Genomic DNA, 18,926 nt, shown 5'->3' with positions numbered 1-18,926 from the left:
TCACACGTGGCAACGTTTTCTTTGTAAAGATTAATCTATATTTTTCCGAATGTTCAAAAAACATTGTTTTTCAGATTTTTTATTCATATAATTTCATCTAAACACAATTTTTGAGGGGTGGACAGTATTATGAAAGAAATTCAAGTTGGCTTATTAGGTCTTGGGACAGTTGGTAGCGGAGTAGTTCGTATCATTACAGATCACCAAGAGCGACTTATACACCAAGTAGGTTGTCCTGTAAAAGTAACGAAAGTACTAGTACAAAATATTGAAAAAGAGAGAGAAGTAGAGGTACCTTCTACTCTATTAACACAAGATGCACATGAAATTTTAGACAATCCAAACATCGACGTTGTCATCGAAGTAATGGGTGGCATTGATGATGCAAAAGCATATATTTTGCAAGCTTTACAAAGCGGGAAGCATGTTGTGACTGCCAATAAAGATTTAATGGCGTTACATGGGGCGGAACTATTAGCGGTAGCAAAAGATAATAAAGCAGATTTGTTTTATGAAGCAAGTGTAGCCGGAGGGATTCCGATTTTACGAAGTATTGTAGAGGGACTTTCTTCAGATCTTATTACGAAAGTAATGGGAATTGTAAATGGAACGACAAATTTTATTTTGACGAAAATGTCAGATGAAGGGAGAGCATATAACGACGTGTTAAAAGAAGCCCAGCAACTTGGATTTGCAGAAGCGGATCCAACATCAGATGTAGAAGGTTTAGATGCAGCAAGAAAAATGACAATTTTGGCTACCCTTGGTTTCTCTACAAATGTAGAGCTTGGAGATGTGAAGGTAAAAGGGATTACTTCTATTACAGAGGAAGATATCGAATACAGTAAGAGTTTAGGTTACACGATTAAACTAATCGGTCTTGCGAAGCGAGATGGTGAAAAATTAGAGGTTACAGTTGAACCGACTTTACTTCCAAATACACATCCTCTTGCGGCCGTGCAAAATGAATATAACGCTGTATATGTGTATGGTGAAGCAGTTGGAGAAACGATGTTTTATGGACCAGGTGCAGGAAGTTTACCGACAGCAACAGCTGTTGTTTCCGATTTAGTAGCTGTAATGCAAAATATTAGATTAGGGGTAACAGGAAATAGTGCTGTAGTCCCGCAATATCAAAAAGTATTAAAAGAGCCAGACGAAATTGTTGTGAAGAAATTTTTAAGACTTCATGTGAAAGATGAAATTGGTGTATTTGCAAAAATTACTTCGTTATTCTCTGAGCGTGGCGTTAGCTTTGAAAAAATTATTCAAATGCCACTTGAAGAGAAAGGAAAAGCTGAAATTGTAATTGTAACGCATCGTGCTTCTCTTGCTGATTATGATTATATTCTACATACGTTGCAAGGGTATGAAGAAATAGATTGTTTGAAAGCAAACTATCGAATTGAAGGGGATGCAAAGTAGTATCTCCTCTAAGAAAAAACCTATTAAGCGGCTTGCTTAATAGGTTTTTTTCTATTTAAAATCTTCGTACCAACTTGAATAAATGCTTGGATAATCCAGCCTGTTGTAAAAGATAAGATGATTGTTCCAAAATAGATAGGTCCATCTAATAAAAAGCTTAATGTTAAAAATAAGAATGCTAACGAAATTTCTGTTCTTCTAAATGTCCATTTCTTTTTCTCAGCAACTGTTAAAACGAAAGCTTCTTGCGGTGCTGCACAAAGGTTTGTAGAGACATAAAGACCAATTCCGGCTCCAACGAATAGATTTCCGCAAATAAGTGTTATATATTTTGGAAGAGAACGGACAGCGTCCATAATAGTTGTAATGGAACCAATCCAATCAACAAAAAGAGAGATAAGAACCATTGTTACGATTGTACCGATTGTAATTTGTCTTTTATTCCAAAAGAGGACGATAAGGGTAAAGGCAAAATTAATCATGAAAATCCAAAAACCGATACTTATCCCGAAATTTTGATATAGTGCAATAAAGAAGGAATCATAAGGGCTAAGTCCAAAGGAAGTAATGGTCGTCATCATATTAATACCGATGGCGAGAATGAGTAGACCACCAATGAAAAATATATATTCTAATTTGAATCGAAGCATAGTTGTATATCCTTTCAAAATGTATTTGCTAGGAAAGGATATATTGTGGAAAGCTTACCAGGTCAAGGGAGAATTTTTGCAGGGAAGGGGAAAATGAGATGACGAATATAAGAAAGATTGCTGAACTTGCTGGGGTATCTGTTTCAACTGTTTCACGTGTACTAAATAATCATCCATATGTGAATGAACAGAAGCGAAAAGAAATTTTAGCAATTATAGAAGAATTAAACTATACGCAAAATGTGAATGCAATTCATTTAGTGAAAGGAAAAACGAATGTAATTGGCGTTTTATTACCGCACGTTAATGATCAATATTATAGTGCCATTATTGAGGGAATATCAAAGGAAACAGCAAAAAATAATTATAATATGATGCTTTGTCAGACGAATTATAGCGAGGAAAGAGAATTAGAAATTTTGAATATGTTAAAAATGAAAAAGCTTGATGGGGTTATTATATGTTCTCGGGCAAATAGTAAGGAGAAGCTCGAAGAATATACGAAATTCGGCCCGATTGTTATGTGTGAAGAAATAGATTCAAAATGCATTTCAAGTGTACATGTTGATTACTATAAAGTGTTTTCACAAGGGATGAAAAACTTAATAGATGCTGGTCATACACGTATTGGGTATTGCATTGGAAGAAGTAATAGCATTAATAGCCAGAGAAGAAAACAAGCATATGCGGATTCACTTCAACAGATTGCTGAAAAACCGATAGGAACTTGGAAGTTTGAAGGCTGTTTTACGGTGGAAGATGGGCGTAATGTAATTAGGGAGTGGGCCTCTATGTCAGTAAAGCCAACTGCGTTTCTTGTATCTTGTAACCATATTGCAGCGGGAATGGTAACGGAGGCGAAAAAACAAAGAATTCGTATTCCAGAAGATATTACGATTATCGGTTGTGATGATCAAGATGTAGCAGACATTTTAGGCATTACGACGATTTCATATTCTAGTAAAAATGTTGGTGTGAAGGCATTTGAATTATTATATGAAAAGATTAATGATGAGCAAATAGATGTAAAGCACGTAGAGTTATTGCCAGAATTCGTACAAAGGGAAACAACATAATAGATAAGGTATGAAAATCGCTTTTCAAAATTGCGTTTGGTATAATTATGGACAATCTATGAGGGCTAAAAGGGGTTTTGATATGAGATCAAAAGTGGTAAAAGTAATTCTACTCATTACAATTGCATCTTTCTGTTTATTTGCATATGGCTTTGTTTCAGGTGTAAATGATGTATTAAATCCGAAAGCTTCAAATTTAATTAAAAAGACCGATGTAGTGGCAAAAGAGAAAAAGAAAACGGGAACGTTACAAATCGTCAGTTTAGGTGATTCATTAACGCGTGGCGTTGGTGATAAAGAAGGAATTGGCTATATTGGACGAATGAAAGAAGATTTACAAAAAGATTATAAGCAAAAGGTTGCTTTAACGAACTTAGCTGTTAGTGGTGCGAAAATGCCTGACTTATTAAAACAAATTGAGAGTAATGGCGCTCAATATTCAATTAAACAAGCAGATGTAATCGTTTTAACGATTGGAGGAAATGATTTATTTCCGGGCTGGGAATCGCTTGGAAAGATAGATTTAGAAACATATCGTCCGGATACGGAAACATTCCAGAATGAAGCGAAGAAAATTATAGAAGAAATTCGTAAATTAAATACAGATAGCCCTATTTTTTGGCTAGGTTTATATAATCCTTTTGAAGATGTAGAAGATTTAAAGGGGTCTTCAAACATTGTTGTAGACTGGAATGCATCTTTAGAAAAATTAGCGATAAATAATAAAAATGTGTATATTACACCGACATTTGATTTATTCCAAAATCGTGGGAAAGATTTATTATACTCCGATCATTTCCATCCGAATGAAGTAGGTTATACGTATATGGCAGAACGTTTAGTTCAAAATGTTGTAAGTAAATTAAAACTAGAACAAGGAGGGGTAAAATGACGACGATACTTTCCGTACGAGACTTGAAGAAGGTAATTGGAAAGAAGACTCTTGTAGAGAATATTTCCTTTGATGTAAAGCAAGGAGAAGTGTTCGGGTTCTTAGGACCAAATGGTGCTGGAAAGACGACTACCATTCGAATGTTAGTCGGATTAATTAAGGCGACAGAAGGTACGATTTCTATCGGTGGTTATTCGATTAAGGAAAATTTTAGAGAAGCGATGCGTCAAATTGGAAGTATCGTTGAAAACCCAGAGTTGTATACATATTTAACGGGATGGGAAAATTTAAAGCAATTTGCTCGTATGTTAGGTGATATATCAGATGAACGTATTATTGAAATTGCTGAAATGGTTCATTTAGATGAAAGAATTCATGACAAGGTAAAAACGTACTCACTTGGTATGAAACAACGGCTTGGAATTGCGCAGGCGCTCCTTGGGAATCCAAAATTGCTCATATTAGATGAGCCAACGAATGGTTTAGATCCAGCAGGGATTAGAGAACTTAGGGAATTTATACATAAGCTTGTAAAAGAAGAAAATATGAGCGTGTTTATTTCAAGTCACTTGCTAAGTGAGGTGCAAATGATATGCGATCGCGTTGCTATTATTCATAAAGGAAAGATGATAACAGTTGCCAAAGTTGAAGAATTAATTAAAACAGCAAGTGACCGCGTAGAATGGATTGTTACGCCGATTGGGAAGGCAAAAGATATGCTAGAAGATGCTGAGGAAGTAAGAGAAGTGAGTATAGAAGGTGATCGATTACTATGCCGCATGAATATCGCATCTATAAGTAATTGGAATAAACATTTTGTAGAAAACGGGATAGATGTACATAGTGTTAAGGAACTTGTATTTACGCTAGAAGATTTATTTATTGAACTCACAAGGGGTGAGCAGCATGCGTGAATTTGCGAATCTAGTTTTAAACGAATCGGAGAAGATTTATCGTAAGAAGCGTATTTTTGTTGTTATGCTTATTTTAGCAATCTTGATCCCGCTTTTTGTGTATGCGCAGTATCGTGAAATAGAAACGACACAAAAAAGACTCGGTACAACTGATTGGAAGGTTTCATTGCAACAGCAAATTGTTGATTCCCAGAACCGGTTGAACAATTCTAGGTTGCCAGAAGAATGGCGTGATTGGTTAAAGGTAAGAGTTGAGCAGCAACAATATTATTTAGATCATGATATTAACCCGATGGCACCGGGCGCACCAACTTTTGTAAGGGCGTTTATTGAGCAAGGAATTACATTATTTATTCCACTTCTCGTAATGATTGTCGCCATTGATATTGTTTCAGGAGAACGAAGTGATGGAACGATGAAGATGTTACTTACGCGGCCGATTAGGCGCTGGAAAATACTCCTTAGTAAATACGTAACGATGTTATTTTTCATTTCGCTCATACTGCTCCTTGTAGGTGTGTTTGCATACATATTATCAGGGCTTGTATTTGGATACTCGGGATGGAATTTACCTGTGTTAACTGGATTTGTTATTGATAAGGAAACGTTAAATACGAATTTTGTACATCTTATTCCGCAATGGCAATATATCTTGATGGCGTATGGATTAGCTTGGTTTGTTGCTATCGTTGTCGGAACTATATCATTTATGGTCTCTGTTTTAATTCGTAATACACCAGCTGGTATGGGCGTTATGCTAGCTGCATTAATTGCAGGCGGTATTTTAAGCTCGTTCGCAACATCTTGGGAAGGTGCGAAATATATTTTTAGTGTGAATTTATCATTAACAGATTATCTATCAGGGAAACTACCTGCATTACAAGGTTTATCGATGGGGTTTTCTTTGATGAACTTAACTGTTTGGGGAGTTGTGTCTCTTATCATTTCATTTGTAGTATTTACAAAGCAGGATATGGTGAATTAATTGGACGGGAAGTGACAGTATGGAAAATGTTTTAAAGAATGATTGGGAGCCACTATTGGCACCAGAATTCGAGAAAGAATATTATCGTAAGCTAGCTGATTTTTTGAAAGAAGAGTACAGTACACATGTTGTTTACCCAAAGAAAGAAGATATTTTTAACGCTCTAGAGTATACAAGTTATGAAAATACAAAGGTCGTTATTTTAGGACAAGACCCATATCATGGGCCGAATCAAGCGCATGGTTTAAGCTTTTCTGTACAACCTGGTGTTAAAACGCCACCGTCATTGTTAAATATGTATAAAGAGCTTCGAGATGAATATGGGTATGACATTCCGAATAACGGTTATTTAGTGAAATGGGCAGAGCAAGGAGTATTACTACTAAATACTGTATTAACAGTTCGACAAGGCGAAGCAAATTCTCATAAGGGAAAAGGATGGGAGCATTTCACTGATCGTGTAATTGAGCTGTTGAATGAACGTGAAAAGCCAGTTATTTTCATATTGTGGGGACGCCATGCACAGGCGAAGAAGAAGTTAATTACAAATTCAAATCATCATATTATCGAATCTGTACATCCAAGCCCACTATCAGCAAGACGAGGTTTCTTTGGGAGTAAGCCATACTCTAAAGTAAATACGATTTTAGCTAATATGGGCGAGAGAGAAATTGATTGGGAAATTCCAAATTTATAAATAGAAAAGGTAGTTAACAGTCGTTAACTACCTTTTCATTATTGTTGCTCGTTCTTTAATTTTGCATCTAGTACAAACGTGCCAAATGGGATAACTGATGAAACGAATGCCCCAAGTGCCCATAAAATTGATTTACGGTGTACGATTGTTACTTGAATTACTGCGAAGATAAATAAAATAAATAAAACACCGTGAGCCATGCCTGTAATTTTAACAGCTGTTGCAAATCCTGCGAAATATTTTAATGGCATTGCTACAAATAATAGTAGTAGGAAAGAAATCCCCTCAATAAGTCCAATTGCTCTTAATCGTCCGATTGGTGTAGATAACATGTAAAATAGCCTCCCTTAACGTATGCTTGTTTATAGTAAATTTGTATTCTTTTTTAAAATAAAATAGTCTATTTTGTTTCATTATATACAAAAAGAAAGTTTACACTACGAGAATAGTGCAAAGTTCAAAATATAGTCACAAAAGCATGGTAATTTAAATAAAAACCTATTTGAAGTGTTTGACTTCAAATAGGTTTTATGAGTGGAAATATTAAACAAGTGCTTCTTTTTTTAGTACGAACTTCTCTACAACCTTTGCTACACCGTCATTCATATTTGTATCTGTTACATAGTTTGCAATTTCCTTAATATCATCAGGTGCATTGCCCATTGCGACACCAAGACCGGCGAATTCAATCATCGCCTGATCGTTATAGCTATCGCCCATTGCGATAACTTCTTCGCGCTTAATGCCAAGTTTTTGGATTAATTGGTTTAAGCTCGTTCCTTTTGTAACACCGGATTCAGTAAATTCTAAGAAGAATGGTTTAGAACGCATAACGCTTAATTGTCCTTCTAGTTGTTTTTGTAATTTCTTTTCTACTTCAACAAGGCGTTCAGCTTCTTTATTCATTAATACTTTTACTACAGGCTCTTTAACAGCAGCTTTAAAGTCATCTACTACAACGATAGGCATACCAGTAATATCGCCCTCAATTTCAGTATAAGGATTATTTTCTTCCGTTACGATATCATCGCCAATATAAGTATGAATCCATACATCTTCAGTTTTACTAATTTCAAATAAGTTGTGAACGATTTCAGGAGAAAGCGTACTACTAAAGATTTCTTCGTTTGTTTTACAGTTAATAATTTTTGCGCCATTAAAAGATAGAATGAAACTGCCGTATTCTTCTAAACGAAGTTCTTTCGCTACATTGCGCATACCAAACGTTGGACGTCCAGAAGCAAGTACAACTTTTACACCTTGTTCTTGTGCAGTCATTAGAGCTTCTTTCGTACGAGGTGAAATAGTATGGTCGTCACGTAATAAAGTATCATCTAAATCTAAAACAATCATTTTATAAGTCATATTGAAAATTCCCTTCTTTATTTAAATCAAATATATGTTCATGGAGATGTAAGAAATAATAGTAAGACATCGAACCTCTTTAAAAAGAAGTAGATTCATTTTTATGAGTGTTTTTCTCATCATATTAATTAATAATCATTGGGGATGGACAAAACCCCAATGATTAAATGTTTATTTTATCGTAACAACTCTAAAGGTAGAGTGCAATAATGGAAGTTTTCCAATTTACGATACTTGTTTTATTGTCGAACGAGAAAATAGTATTTCTAGTAAGATTGCCATTACAGCCCCAAGAACGAGACCATTACTTAGGAATGAAGCTAGAAATGGTGGAAGCGTGGAATATGCTCCTGCTGGAACGAACATAACCCCAATTCCTGTGAAGATTGACAGACCTGCTACTTTAAATAATCGTTCTTTATCCTGTACTGTTTCGTATTCTCGAAAGGCGAGACCGATCATGCTTGCAAATACAGGATAAATGGCAGCATAACCAACTGCAACTGGGATTGCCGCAAAGAATGAAGTGATCTTTGGGAATATACTAACGACAATAATAAAGCTTGACCCTAATATAAATGGGAGGCGTTTATAAATATTAGTCGTTGCAATAAAACCTGCTGATCCAGAAATAGCGACAGGTCCGATAGCCGAAAACAGGCCGCCTAGTAATTGATTGATTCCTGTTATAATACCGGCCTGTTTAAAACGATCTGATGCAGCATTTTCTTCATATTTAGAGACAACCTTTTGTACAACGCGAATACTTGCTAACATATTTGTTAGAAGTAAGAGTGTAACGAAAATGACCGTAATTACCATGTTCCATTCAACACGAGGCATTCCGAAAACAAATAAGGATGGAAAACGGATTATGTCTGTCACTGGTGTTATTGGATTGGATAATCCAAAGCATGCGAATAATATCCAGCCGCAAACGATACTGAAAAGAACAGAATATTGTCCGATAATAGGTAGCTTCATGATGAAAAAGGATAGTAAAATAACAATGAGTGAAAGAATAAATACATTAGGTTGTACTTCTGTATGTTTTCCATCCAGGCCGAACATTCCTTTTAAGAAGGAACCACTAAGTTGTGCAACAAGAAGAAATAAGTACGTTCCAATGACTGTCGGTGTAAAATAGCGAACGAGTTTATCAATAAGTCCAAAAACGCTAAGAATAATACAAATGATACCGCTTAATAAGAAAGCATATTGAAGAACTTTAAGTGTCTCATTGTTTGATCCAAATAATACGACACCTAAACTTGCATATAGGGAGAAAATTCCCCACCAAAGGCCAGCAGGACCTTCTTGAATAGGAAGTTTATGCCCAAATATAGCTTGTAAGAGACCAGCAAAGCCTAGAACAAATAATGTTCTTTGTACGAATGCGATAGCTTCAGCGCCATCAAGACCATAACTAGTTGCGACGCTAATTGGTACAATAAGACTCCCAGCTAAAATAAATAGTGCCCATTGTAAGGCGGAAAGAAATGTTTTCATTATATCAACCTCTTTCATAGATTCCGTATCTAGTATATATGTATTTCATTTCCACTGGCAAAGATTGTAGATAGAGAAAAGAGTTGAAACATGATATGAATGCACGTAAGCAATTATGGATAGCAGTTATATGTATGACTTTTGTTGTAATTCTAGGAACATTAGGATTTATGACAATTGAAGAGATTAGCTTATTTCAAGCATTTTGGATGACGATGATTACCGTATTAACGGTGGGATACGGAGACGCCATTCCTGTAACACATGCAGGAAAAGTTTTTGCGCTCCTTATCATACCGGTTGGAGTCGGTATTGTTACGTATGCAATTGGTGTAGTGGCAGCTATGATTATTGAAGGGAATTTATTTCATGCAGTACGGAGGAAGAAGATGGATAAACAAATAGCACAGTTACAAAATCATATTATCGTATGTGGTTGCGGTAGAGTAGGGCTACAAGTTGTACATGAATTGCAAGAAAAGAAGATCCCATTTGTCGTCGTGGATAAAGATGAAAGCATATTAGAGAAGGAAAAGCTTTTATATGTACATGGAGATGCAACAGAAGACAAAGTGTTACAACATGCTGGGATTTCAAAGGCAGCTGGTTTAGTTGCTATCGTAGCAAATGACGCTGAAAATGTATTTATTACGTTAACTGCAAGAGGATTAAACGATGCAATTAAAATTGTGGCAAGAGCAGAAAAACCAGAAACCGAAGACAAATTAAAGAGGGCTGGTGCAAATAAGGTGATTAATCCATCTAGTATGGCAGGGATTCATATTGCAAAAGGTATTGCGAATCCGTTAACAGTTCATTATATTGATACAGTACTGTATGGCGTGGAGCAGTCATTTGTAATTGAAGAAATTGCAGTAGGTAAGGGCTCTATTTTAGCTAATAAATCATTATTAGAGAGTGATGTTAGAAATCAATTTGATGTAACAATTTTAGCGATTTTGAGAAATGGGAATGTTATACATAATCCAACGGGGCAGGAAAAGTTGCAAGAACATGATATGATAATAGTATTTGGTTCAGTAGAGAAGCTGGGACAATTTGAGAAAGAACTACAAAGTACGAGGTGATAAGGGATGCAAATATCAAGCGATAAGATTTTAAATAAAATGGCGAATGAAATTGCAAAGGCAAAAAGTAGTGAAGGACAAAAATCAAAAGAACATGTATTAGTTGTGCGTGCTTTATGTGATTTATTATTAGATGAGCAAGTTGAATCTTCTACGTATAGAGAGCCACAAGTTCAATCACAAATAATTGGATCACAACCAATCACGATGCAACCAATTGCACCGGTTTCTAATGAGCCAGTATATATAAAAGAAAGTGATGCAAACGGTAATTCTTTATTTGATTTTTAGAGGATAAATCGTTTGGCTTATATGAAAAAATTGCTTATGATAAAAGTAAAAAAGGGGAATTAAGATGAAAATTTTCTTTTTACTAGGTTGTATTGCAGCGGGGCTATCTGTTGCGTTAGGGGCTTTCGGAGCACACGGTTTAGAAAATAAAGTTTCTGCAAAAATGTTAGAGGTTTGGAAAACAGGTGTTACATATCAAATGTTTCATGCAGGTGGACTATTTGTAGTTGCTTTATTGATGGATAAAATTCAATCATCACTCTTAACTACTGCTGGTTGGCTTATGGTAGCTGGGATCATTATGTTCTCGGGTAGTCTGTATGCATTAAGTACAACAGGTATTAAGTTCTTTGGTCCAATTACACCTCTTGGTGGTGTAGCGTTTATTGTGGCATGGATCTTAGTTGGAACTGCAGTTGTAAAAGGATTATAAAAAACAAAAGCTGGCATACGCCAGCTTTTTTTATGGTCTTGGAGCATAAGTTGCTTGTTGACTAGGCAAATACGTAATTTCTTCTGGGAATTCTACATAATCTAAGTAAATCATTAATAATAAATAACGTTTCCCTGATTGTGGCTCACTAATTACGATATGATCACGACCAGCCGCTTCGATAATACCCGTATAGGATTGTGTACCGAGTGAACTACCACGCTCATAAGTCATTACAACTGTGGCTTGCTTGCCCTTGTTCAAGCGAAGAATATTTTCAATATATGACTGTTCTAGAGGTAACATGCCTTGAGAAACAGCATATTGAGCTTGCGCAACTTGTTGTTGCATTGCTTGCTGCTGTTGCTGTTGCTGTGGGGTCATTTGTTGCGGTTGTACGTAAGTTCCAGATGGTTGATAGAAACCTGTTCCGTAATACGGATTTTGTTGCTGTGCCATTCAAAAATCCCTCCTTGTTTTCATTCCTTAATATATGCTAGGGCAATCCCCAGCATTTGGCTGGAAGAAGCAGTGCTTTTTGAAGCGACCAGAGTTTTGCTGATTATACCAAGTTGGTGGACATGCACCTTCAGGCCTAAAAAACCATAAGGCAAAATTTGCAGGCCAAAAACGTTGTCCTTGAATCGTTCGCCTTGCTAATGCGATATCTTGTTCCCTTGCACGTTGATAAAAATAACCTTTTTGAGTTGCCTCAAAACCACCAGGATTTTGATACACCATTTGACGTAAATTACGAATATTTTTAAAGTCTAAACAATTCCCGCGGACACGATTTACTCCAACGTTTCCGACCATTAACATCCCCTGTTGTCCTTCACCTTCAGCTTCAGCACGCATCAGTCTAGCTAATAACTTTACATCTTCTTCGTTATACGCGATAACGCCCATTATGTGTCACCTCTCTTTTTGGAATACCTTGTGGAAAGAGGTTTATGTCTAGATGAAGTGTGTAACAATTACTAGTTCATACGTATGAGAAAAAGGACTCAGATATGACAACCAAACAAAGTTTTACATGGAGAGTGGAAAATAAAAAAAGCTAGCGTGAGCCAGCTTTTTTATTAAAAAACTTTAGACCATAAGTTTGAGAAGAAATCACCGATAGAGCGCATTGTTAATACAAACCAATTTGCTTTTTCAACTTCTTCTGTCGTTTTTGCAGTAACTTTCATACTTTTACTACCGTCTAAGAAACCATATTTATCGGTTGATTCTAAAGTAATCGATCCTACTTTTGCATCTTTCTTAATAGGAGCAATTAAATGACCATCTTCAGCAAGAGATTTATCTACTTCAGTTCCAATTTTATAAGGGTCTTTGCTACCTTTTTTTGCAATTACGGTTATTTCTTTTTCCGGTGCAACAGTTACTTGATCCTCTTTCCCTTGTACTACAGAGAGTGTATTGTTTTTATCGACCTTTAGTTTTTGTTTTTCGAAGTTATTAAACCCGTATTCGATTAACTCACGAGATTCTGTGAAGCGCTCGTCCATTGATTTTGTTTTAATAATAACCGAAATAAGACGTACATCACCGCGTTTAGCAGTAATAGTAAATCCGTATCCAGCTGTATCAGAACTTCCGGTTTTTAAACCATCAGCACCTTCATAAGCGAAAGCAGCTCCTGGTAACATCCAGTTCCAGTTTTCCATACGAATTGGTTTCGGATGATTATCTGGGAAGTTTCTAAATCTTTGTTTTGTATCCTCTAGCATTTCTGGATACTTTGTAATCATTGCTTTTGAAAGTATACCCATATCGCGAGCTGACATAGAGTTTTCTGCATTTGGATCAGTACCCTCAGGATGTTTTCCTTTTAAGTCAGCGTTATTTAAACCAGTAGCGTTTACAAATTTATATTTCTTTAACCCTAGTTTTTTTGCATGTTCATTTGCAAGATTTAAGAAGTTTTTCTCACTTCCTGCAAGAAGTTCTGCTAAGGCAATACTAGATCCGTTTGCAGAGAAGATAACGATAGAATGATATAGTTCTCTTACAGTATATTGACGTCCTTTTTCGAACGGCACGTTAGAGAATTCATTATTACGTGAAACTTCATAAGCGTAATCAGAAATATTTACCTTTGTATCCCAAGTGATTTTTCCTTCTTTAATTGCTTCTAACACGGCATAAACAACAATTAATTTTGACATACTAGCGATAGCTAGTAATTCATCTGGATTTTGTTCATGCAGTATTTTTCCTGTATCTGCATCAAATAGAAGTGCAGCAGCTGCCTCAATGTGTATTTTTTCTTCCGCATGGGATGTTGTTACTCCTAAGGAAGAAATTGACAATAGAAACACTAGTAAAATAGAAAAGATTTTCTTCATATACATTATCACCTTCGCATCGTTATTAGCATATAGCTCGTACCATTTTAGCATAAATTTGGATATAGAAAGGTTACAATTTTGTAAGGTATTTAAAAGGATTTGTCGATTTTTGTTCAAATTTGCGGAAAAAAGAATTTTTTTGAGGAGAAATATAGAGGGGAATAAAAAAAGGAACGAATTTCGTTCCTTTTTCACGATTTATATGTGTAAAAATTTCTCTACCTTTTCGTCTGGTAAAATGTTTCCGACGAAAAATGTTCCGAATTCACCATAACGAGCACTTACTTCATCGAAGCGCATTTCATATATAAGCTTTTTAAATTGAAGAACATCGTCAGCGAATAATGTTACGCCCCACTCAAAATCGTCGAATCCAACAGATCCTGAAATAACTTGGCGTACTTTACCTGCATACTGGCGACCAATTTTACTATGACTGTACATCATTTTCTTACGTTCCTCCATTGGAAGCATGTACCAGTTGTCATCACCTTGGCGACGCTTGTCCATTGGATAGAAGCAAATATGATTTGCTTTCGGTAACTCAGGATATAAGCGAGCTAAGATTTGTGGATTTTGGTATGGATCTTCATCAGCTGGAAGGTAGTTGCTTAGTTCAACAACAGATACGTAAGAGTATGCAGGAACCATATATTCAGCTAAAGTTGTTTTATTCAATTCTGTTTCAATTTCATTTAACTCTTCCATTGTTGGACGTAAAATCATAAGCATAATATCAGCTTTTTGGCCAACAACTGTATACATTGCGTGACTGCCCTTTTTCGCAGCAGCTACGTCGTTCCATTTTTCAACGACATTTAAAAATTCAGACACAGCTTGTCCGCGTTCGTCGCTAGATAATGTTTTCCATGCAGCCCAATCAATAGAACGTAAATCATGTAAACAATACCAGCCATCTAACGTTGTTGTTGCTTCACTCATTCTATTCACCTCAGTTAATGATAGTTTTACACGTTAACTATAGCATATATAGTTTTAAAATCATCTATATAAAACCTTGGCGCATAAAATTGTCACATTTAAGTGTTTAAGCAAGGTGAATTTAACGGCTGAATTTTATGAAAATATAATCATTTTTATTTTATCTATTTTTTGGGAGCTATAAGTTTAAAATATAGAGGAAAAGAAGTATTCTTAAAGATAGAGTTTTTTAACATATGTAGGAGGGTTTATTCGTGAGCAACTTATTTACAACAGTAAAAGAAAAAGTTCAAGGAAAAGGCATTTCTATCGTACTTCCTGAAGGAACTGATGAAAGAATTTTAGGCGCTGCAGAGCGTTTAGCAAAAGAAGAGTTAGTAAAACCAATCTTAGTTGGTAATAAAGAAGAAATTAGCGCAAAAGCTGCTAGCATGAATTTAACATTAGCAGGCGTTGATATTTACGATCCAGCTACATACGAAGAAATGGATGCAATGGTAGCATCTTTCGTTGAACGCCGTAAAGGTAAAGCAACTGAAGAAGACGCTCGCAAAATCCTTAAAGACGAAAACTACTTCGGTACAATGCTTGTATACATGGGCAAAGCACACGGTTTAGTAAGTGGTGCAGCTCACTCTACAGCTGATACAGTTCGTCCAGCACTTCAAATCATTAAAACAAAACCAGGCGTTACAAAAACTTCTGGCGTATTCATCATGGTACGTGAAGAAGAGAAATATGTATTCGCTGATTGTGCAATTAATATTGCACCAAATAGCCAAGATTTAGCTGAAATTGGTATCGAAAGTGCGAAAACTGCTGAACTATTCGGCATTGATCCACGCGTTGCTATGTTAAGCTTCTCTACAAAAGGTTCTGCGAAATCTCCAGAAACAGAAAAAGTTGTAGAAGCAACTCGCATTGCAAAAGAAATGGCTCCAGAATTAGCTCTAGATGGAGAATTCCAATTCGATGCTGCATTCGTACCATCTGTAGCTGAGAAAAAAGCTCCAGGTTCTACAATTAAAGGTGATGCTAACGTATTCGTATTCCCAAGCTTAGAAGCTGGTAATATCGGCTACAAAATCGCTCAACGTTTAGGTAACTTCGAAGCAGTAGGACCAATCTTACAAGGTTTAAACATGCCTGTAAACGACCTATCTCGTGGATGTAACGAAGAAGAAGTGTACAAGTTAGCTTTAATTACAGCAGCTCAAGCACTTTAATTCTATAACGAATTGAAATAAAGACCGTCGCTAAAATAGCGACGGTCTTTATTTTTCTAAGCCAAGTGCTTTATTGTTACGATCAATAATACGTTGTAAATTCGTCTCATATAAAGGTATTTCATCTATTGTTAATTGAGATGGTGTTAACTTTGGAGCGAATTGCTGCAATGTTTTTAAAAGGCGCATCATTAAATCTTGTACTGTAATGGTTTCGCCAAGTAATTCTGAAAGTGAAGCCATCGTACTCGGTACAATTTCAGGATAAGTAAAGCGTGTTTCTTCTCCTTGAATGGCTAGGTTGTAGAAATCACGAACAAGTGCGGCACGTTCAGAGCCACTTCCTGTAGCACAGAGATAAATTTGGACAGCGACACCACCGCGAATACGGCGCTGTGAAATACCAGCAAATTTTTGGTCGCGAATACTTAAATCGTAGCTACCAGGGCAGTAAGAACCAACGATTTCTTTTGCCTCAATTGTAACATCGTAATCCTTTAACATTTCCTGAATTAAATGCCACATTGTATCGTATCCAAGATCAATATCGATACCTTTTTCCGTCTCTTGGAATAAAAGTGATACGTTTAACACACCTTCATCAAGTACGACTGCAAGCCCGCCAGAATTACGAACGATAACATTGAAGTCGTTTTCTTTTAAAAAGGAAATACCTTCTTCTAAGTGTGGTAGGCGTGAATCTTGAATGCCAAGAACAATTGTATTGTGATGAACCCAAGAGCGCATTGTTGCAGCTGATTCGCCCTTTCCAATGCTTGTGCATAATGTATCATCCATTGCGAATGATTGAAGTGCATGGAATGTTGGTCCTAAACTAGACTGATCTACAATACGCCACTCTGGCTGAGATAAAATGGAACGGGAATTGCTCATATAACTAACCCCTTATCTTTAAAATGACAATCTCTATTATAGCAAAAAATAATGAAAGTAGTTTTTAAGAGAAAACCTTACTGAATTGTAAGGTTGTTGTAAGGAAAGTGAATTGGTTAAATGATCTAAGATGGCTAAACTAAGAGATGTAATTATTGATTTTAGGAGGCATACAAATGAAAAATGTTAAATTAGGAATCGTAGCGATTATGTCAGCTGCTGTATTTAGTGGCTGTTCTATTATGGATATGATTGCACCACAAGCAACGGGTGTTGTTATGTACGGAGATGAAACAGGCGTTCAACAAACAATGGATCAATATAAAGATAAAATTGAATCTCAAAATAAATTTGAAGCTAAACTAGGTACTGTTAATGAGAAAAAGGTTTTAATCATGAATAAAACAACGGCTGAGAAGATGGTAAAGGAAAACATGCTGAAAAAAGTAGTGAAAGAAGATGTAGAACCTATTAAAGCATTGCCGGCTATTTCTGATGAAGCTGGAATTGTATTTGCTAAAGAGGAACAAAAAGATGTAGTAATTGATGGAAAGAAAATGAAGTACGAAGGCAATGTAGTAATTGGTGATGCGCGTAAATATACAGATATGTATGCAGTTGTTAGTGATGCAGAATATGCAAAAATAAGTGAACCGGTAAAAACAATTGGTTTAGCATCCTTTAAAGAGAATCCAAAGGAAAAGATTTTTCCAGATATAAAGAGGGATTCTAAAGTAGAAGAAGCACATATGGTTGAAGTGAAATAACAAAAAGGATGCATGTAATGCATCCTTTTTACTCTGCAATTTTTTCTAAATTACCGTTTCGATCCATTCGGAAAGATGTTTGAGAACGTTCTTCTTCATCCATGACTGCCAACTTACGAGCGCGGTTCATAATGTTCATAAGTGTTTCGTAATCTTCTTGTACAGTATGAGATTGTTTTTCTAATTTTTCCAGTTTCTTTTCTAGTTCTTCATTTCGAAGGATTTGTGATTTAATTTCTTGTTTCAATCTCGTATTCTCGTTTTCAAGAGCTGTCACTTTTATATTTGAAGATCCGACTGTTTGTAAAAAATAAATAACATCTTGCATTGTCATAGAGCCTTTTGCAGTAGGAACGGTAGTTTCTTGATATGGAGTAGCTTCTTTATATTGTACAATTGATTCCTCTTGTACGAACTCTTCATAATTAGTTATCGAATCTGAAGCTGGTGGTGTATAAAGTAAACGTTTTTTCGCTTGTTCACCACTTGCAGCACGCATTTTATCTTTACGATGTTTTTTTGCTAGTTGAAGAGCTTGTTCATAGCTATAGCGAACAACAGCATTCCAACGGAAACCACAGGCAGCCGATGTACGATTTAATCTGTCTCCTACTTCTTCAAATGCATTTAATTGGGTACTTCCTTCTCGAACGTGACGAAGTACAGTTTCAGCAAGTAATAAATCATCCTCATCCGTCCAAGCATCTTGTCTTACTTTCATAGATTCAACTCCCTTTCTTTTTATGAACTTCCTATTTTTATAATGGGCAAAAAAATGAGCTTTTATACAAAGCTTTTAAAAATATGGTAGATTTCGATGAGAGGTATAAAGTGAAACTTTCATCAGTGGGAGGTTCTTCATCCCCTACCTAACTTCTTTGCTTTCGCTGAATTTTAAGGTGGGGATCTTACTGCCCATTAAAGCGGGATAAATTTTGCCAAGAATGACGGAAGCTGCTGTAGGAAAACATATACATATGTAGCATTATATGTGGAAAGAGCGTCGAAAGGAAACTTGCAACGAGCTTCAAAGAGCGGTAAAATACCATTTAGTGTTTATTTTTAAATGTACTTGAGAAAAGTTTAAAATAGAGGAAGTGTTATATAATGGGAAACGAATTTCGTGTGTGTGATGATTGTCAGGCAACGAACGTTAAAACGCTGATTCCAAAGCTAAAAAAAGTAGATTCATGTGCAACGATTGAAGTTGGATGTCAGTCTTACTGTGGCCCTGGCCGTAAAAAATCATTCGCATTTGTAAATAATCGTCCAGTTGCAGCGCCAACAGAAGACGAATTAATTGTAAAAATTGAAGCAAAGTTAAATAAGTAAGGAAAAGAAGAGTGAACAGATTACTCTTCTTTTTTTATGCCCATAAGAGGAAGAATCTATTCTGAGAAAGCTTAACTGGTGAT

At 36.0% G+C, this 18,926-nt stretch carries 22 protein-coding genes; 12 read left to right on the top strand and 10 right to left on the bottom strand.

The features are described 5' to 3' along the window. Positions 1-129 precede the first annotated feature (129 nt). Positions 130-1,425: a homoserine dehydrogenase gene (locus tag ACTFR9_RS18280; RefSeq protein ID WP_000659098.1), complete on the top strand. Its 1,296-nt coding sequence runs from the start codon at positions 130-132 to the stop codon at positions 1,423-1,425. A 23-nt stretch (positions 1,426-1,448) separates the two neighbouring features. On the opposite strand, the gene ACTFR9_RS18275 is transcribed toward ACTFR9_RS18280, so the two are convergent. Next, the gene (locus tag ACTFR9_RS18275) at positions 1,449-2,075 is read right to left on the bottom strand and encodes a YczE/YyaS/YitT family protein (RefSeq protein WP_000943413.1); all 627 of its coding nucleotides are present in this window, start codon (positions 2,073-2,075) and stop codon (positions 1,449-1,451) included. Between the two features lie 98 nt (positions 2,076-2,173). On the opposite strand from ACTFR9_RS18275, the gene ACTFR9_RS18270 reads away from it, so the two are divergent. The 5 genes from ACTFR9_RS18270 to ACTFR9_RS18250 are packed head-to-tail and all read left to right on the top strand — an operon-like array spanning position 2,174 to position 6,639. After that, positions 2,174-3,151, top strand: a complete 978-nt coding sequence (locus ACTFR9_RS18270; protein WP_000181965.1) for a LacI family DNA-binding transcriptional regulator — start codon at positions 2,174-2,176, stop codon at positions 3,149-3,151. A gap of 10 nt (positions 3,152-3,161) precedes the next feature. Further along, positions 3,162-4,043 (top strand): SGNH/GDSL hydrolase family protein, encoded by an 882-nt coding sequence (locus ACTFR9_RS18265; protein ID WP_117611421.1) that lies wholly within the window; start codon positions 3,162-3,164, stop codon positions 4,041-4,043. Next, positions 4,040-4,957, top strand: coding sequence for an ABC transporter ATP-binding protein (locus ACTFR9_RS18260; RefSeq protein WP_000207715.1), 918 nt, complete (start codon positions 4,040-4,042; stop codon positions 4,955-4,957). The genes ACTFR9_RS18265 and ACTFR9_RS18260 overlap by 4 nt, the downstream gene beginning before the upstream one ends. Next, positions 4,950-5,942 (top strand): ABC transporter permease subunit, encoded by a 993-nt coding sequence (locus ACTFR9_RS18255; protein WP_001206493.1) that lies wholly within the window; start codon positions 4,950-4,952, stop codon positions 5,940-5,942. Before ACTFR9_RS18260 ends, ACTFR9_RS18255 begins: the two co-directional genes overlap by 8 nt. A 19-nt stretch (positions 5,943-5,961) precedes the next feature. Then, positions 5,962-6,639, top strand: coding sequence for a uracil-DNA glycosylase (locus ACTFR9_RS18250; protein ID WP_000432522.1), 678 nt, complete (start codon positions 5,962-5,964; stop codon positions 6,637-6,639). A gap of 38 nt (positions 6,640-6,677) precedes the next feature. Here the strand turns inward: ACTFR9_RS18250 and ACTFR9_RS18245 are convergent, their stop codons facing one another. From ACTFR9_RS18245 to ACTFR9_RS18235, 3 genes are all read right to left on the bottom strand, one after another. Next, positions 6,678-6,971 (bottom strand): DUF3817 domain-containing protein, encoded by a 294-nt coding sequence (locus ACTFR9_RS18245; protein WP_000953390.1) that lies wholly within the window; start codon positions 6,969-6,971, stop codon positions 6,678-6,680. Positions 6,972-7,182: 211 nt separating this feature from the next. Then, positions 7,183-8,004 carry a Cof-type HAD-IIB family hydrolase gene (locus ACTFR9_RS18240; RefSeq protein WP_229136590.1) on the bottom strand — a complete coding sequence of 274 codons (822 nt, stop codon included), beginning with the start codon at positions 8,002-8,004 and terminating at the stop codon, positions 7,183-7,185. Positions 8,005-8,229: 225 nt separating this feature from the next. After that, positions 8,230-9,513, bottom strand: coding sequence for a purine/pyrimidine permease (locus tag ACTFR9_RS18235; protein WP_000847023.1), 1,284 nt, complete (start codon positions 9,511-9,513; stop codon positions 8,230-8,232). Between the two features lie 95 nt (positions 9,514-9,608). Here ACTFR9_RS18235 and ACTFR9_RS18230 point away from each other — a divergent pair, with 95 nt between their 5' ends. From ACTFR9_RS18230 to ACTFR9_RS18220, 3 genes are all read left to right on the top strand, one after another. Next, positions 9,609-10,601, top strand: coding sequence for a potassium channel family protein (locus ACTFR9_RS18230; protein ID WP_000993997.1), 993 nt, complete (start codon positions 9,609-9,611; stop codon positions 10,599-10,601). A gap of 6 nt (positions 10,602-10,607) precedes the next feature. Then, positions 10,608-10,892 carry a YwdI family protein gene (locus tag ACTFR9_RS18225; protein ID WP_001167357.1) on the top strand — a complete coding sequence of 95 codons (285 nt, stop codon included), beginning with the start codon at positions 10,608-10,610 and terminating at the stop codon, positions 10,890-10,892. Positions 10,893-10,956: 64 nt separating this feature from the next. Next, entirely contained in the window at positions 10,957-11,325 is a 369-nt protein-coding gene (locus ACTFR9_RS18220) for a DUF423 domain-containing protein (protein ID WP_000688322.1), read from the top strand. 30 nt (positions 11,326-11,355) lie between these two features. Here the strand turns inward: ACTFR9_RS18220 and gerQ are convergent, their stop codons facing one another. From gerQ to hemQ, 4 genes are all read right to left on the bottom strand, one after another. After that, positions 11,356-11,784, bottom strand: a complete 429-nt coding sequence (gerQ, locus tag ACTFR9_RS18215) for a spore coat protein GerQ (protein WP_000068649.1) — start codon at positions 11,782-11,784, stop codon at positions 11,356-11,358. A gap of 27 nt (positions 11,785-11,811) precedes the next feature. Beyond that, positions 11,812-12,234: a cell wall hydrolase CwlJ gene (gene cwlJ / locus ACTFR9_RS18210; RefSeq protein ID WP_000538165.1), complete on the bottom strand. Its 423-nt coding sequence runs from the start codon at positions 12,232-12,234 to the stop codon at positions 11,812-11,814. 173 nt (positions 12,235-12,407) lie between these two features. Beyond that, positions 12,408-13,685 carry a serine hydrolase gene (locus ACTFR9_RS18205; protein WP_001998707.1) on the bottom strand — a complete coding sequence of 426 codons (1,278 nt, stop codon included), beginning with the start codon at positions 13,683-13,685 and terminating at the stop codon, positions 12,408-12,410. A gap of 195 nt (positions 13,686-13,880) precedes the next feature. After that, positions 13,881-14,624 carry a hydrogen peroxide-dependent heme synthase gene (gene hemQ / locus ACTFR9_RS18200; RefSeq protein ID WP_001287585.1) on the bottom strand — a complete coding sequence of 248 codons (744 nt, stop codon included), beginning with the start codon at positions 14,622-14,624 and terminating at the stop codon, positions 13,881-13,883. Between the two features lie 254 nt (positions 14,625-14,878). On the opposite strand from hemQ, the gene pta reads away from it, so the two are divergent. Next, positions 14,879-15,850 (top strand): phosphate acetyltransferase, encoded by a 972-nt coding sequence (gene pta, locus ACTFR9_RS18195; protein WP_000067214.1) that lies wholly within the window; start codon positions 14,879-14,881, stop codon positions 15,848-15,850. Positions 15,851-15,898: 48 nt separating this feature from the next. On the opposite strand, the gene ACTFR9_RS18190 is transcribed toward pta, so the two are convergent. Next, positions 15,899-16,744: a lipoate--protein ligase family protein gene (locus ACTFR9_RS18190; RefSeq protein ID WP_000071927.1), complete on the bottom strand. Its 846-nt coding sequence runs from the start codon at positions 16,742-16,744 to the stop codon at positions 15,899-15,901. Positions 16,745-16,920: 176 nt separating this feature from the next. On the opposite strand from ACTFR9_RS18190, the gene ACTFR9_RS18185 reads away from it, so the two are divergent. Next, positions 16,921-17,511: a lipoprotein BA_5634 family protein gene (locus ACTFR9_RS18185; RefSeq protein ID WP_000800129.1), complete on the top strand. Its 591-nt coding sequence runs from the start codon at positions 16,921-16,923 to the stop codon at positions 17,509-17,511. Between the two features lie 28 nt (positions 17,512-17,539). On the opposite strand, the gene ACTFR9_RS18180 is transcribed toward ACTFR9_RS18185, so the two are convergent. Beyond that, positions 17,540-18,232 (bottom strand): RsfA family transcriptional regulator, encoded by a 693-nt coding sequence (locus tag ACTFR9_RS18180; RefSeq protein WP_000868375.1) that lies wholly within the window; start codon positions 18,230-18,232, stop codon positions 17,540-17,542. Positions 18,233-18,618: 386 nt separating this feature from the next. Here ACTFR9_RS18180 and ACTFR9_RS18175 point away from each other — a divergent pair, with 386 nt between their 5' ends. Then, entirely contained in the window at positions 18,619-18,843 is a 225-nt protein-coding gene (locus ACTFR9_RS18175; protein WP_000526077.1) for a DUF1450 domain-containing protein, read from the top strand. The last annotated feature ends 83 nt before the right edge of the window (positions 18,844-18,926 follow it).

Origin of the sequence: Bacillus cereus group sp. MYBK222-1, assembly GCF_051916425.1 — a bacterium.
GTDB lineage: Bacteria > Bacillota > Bacilli > Bacillales > Bacillaceae_G > Bacillus_A > Bacillus_A paranthracis.
Note: the sequence above shows the minus strand (reverse complement) of the source record. Positions and strands in the feature narration are given on the sequence as shown.

Excerpts from the sequence above, each read along its gene's own strand:
- ACTFR9_RS18235 (WP_000847023.1), bottom strand. The coding sequence starts at position 9,513 with ATGAAAACATTTCTTTCCGCCTTACAATGGGCACTATTTATTTTAGCT.
- ACTFR9_RS18245 (WP_000953390.1), bottom strand. The coding sequence starts at position 6,971 with ATGTTATCTACACCAATCGGACGATTAAGAGCAATTGGACTTATTGAG.
- ACTFR9_RS18190 (WP_000071927.1), bottom strand. The coding sequence starts at position 16,744 with ATGAGCAATTCCCGTTCCATTTTATCTCAGCCAGAGTGGCGTATTGTA.
- ACTFR9_RS18265 (WP_117611421.1), top strand. The coding sequence starts at position 3,162 with ATGAAAATCGCTTTTCAAAATTGCGTTTGGTATAATTATGGACAATCT.
- ACTFR9_RS18220 (WP_000688322.1), top strand. The coding sequence starts at position 10,957 with ATGAAAATTTTCTTTTTACTAGGTTGTATTGCAGCGGGGCTATCTGTT.
- ACTFR9_RS18250 (WP_000432522.1), top strand. The coding sequence starts at position 5,962 with ATGGAAAATGTTTTAAAGAATGATTGGGAGCCACTATTGGCACCAGAA.
- ACTFR9_RS18180 (WP_000868375.1), bottom strand. The coding sequence starts at position 18,232 with ATGAAAGTAAGACAAGATGCTTGGACGGATGAGGATGATTTATTACTT.
- ACTFR9_RS18185 (WP_000800129.1), top strand. The coding sequence starts at position 16,921 with ATGAAAAATGTTAAATTAGGAATCGTAGCGATTATGTCAGCTGCTGTA.
- ACTFR9_RS18230 (WP_000993997.1), top strand. The coding sequence starts at position 9,609 with ATGAATGCACGTAAGCAATTATGGATAGCAGTTATATGTATGACTTTT.
- ACTFR9_RS18275 (WP_000943413.1), bottom strand. The coding sequence starts at position 2,075 with ATGCTTCGATTCAAATTAGAATATATATTTTTCATTGGTGGTCTACTC.
- ACTFR9_RS18175 (WP_000526077.1), top strand. The coding sequence starts at position 18,619 with ATGGGAAACGAATTTCGTGTGTGTGATGATTGTCAGGCAACGAACGTT.
- ACTFR9_RS18205 (WP_001998707.1), bottom strand. The coding sequence starts at position 13,685 with ATGTATATGAAGAAAATCTTTTCTATTTTACTAGTGTTTCTATTGTCA.
- ACTFR9_RS18240 (WP_229136590.1), bottom strand. The coding sequence starts at position 8,004 with ATGACTTATAAAATGATTGTTTTAGATTTAGATGATACTTTATTACGT.
- ACTFR9_RS18260 (WP_000207715.1), top strand. The coding sequence starts at position 4,040 with ATGACGACGATACTTTCCGTACGAGACTTGAAGAAGGTAATTGGAAAG.
- hemQ (WP_001287585.1), bottom strand. The coding sequence starts at position 14,624 with ATGAGTGAAGCAACAACAACGTTAGATGGCTGGTATTGTTTACATGAT.
- ACTFR9_RS18255 (WP_001206493.1), top strand. The coding sequence starts at position 4,950 with ATGCGTGAATTTGCGAATCTAGTTTTAAACGAATCGGAGAAGATTTAT.
- cwlJ (WP_000538165.1), bottom strand. The coding sequence starts at position 12,234 with ATGGGCGTTATCGCGTATAACGAAGAAGATGTAAAGTTATTAGCTAGA.
- ACTFR9_RS18225 (WP_001167357.1), top strand. The coding sequence starts at position 10,608 with ATGCAAATATCAAGCGATAAGATTTTAAATAAAATGGCGAATGAAATT.
- ACTFR9_RS18280 (WP_000659098.1), top strand. The coding sequence starts at position 130 with ATGAAAGAAATTCAAGTTGGCTTATTAGGTCTTGGGACAGTTGGTAGC.
- gerQ (WP_000068649.1), bottom strand. The coding sequence starts at position 11,784 with ATGGCACAGCAACAAAATCCGTATTACGGAACAGGTTTCTATCAACCA.
- ACTFR9_RS18270 (WP_000181965.1), top strand. The coding sequence starts at position 2,174 with ATGACGAATATAAGAAAGATTGCTGAACTTGCTGGGGTATCTGTTTCA.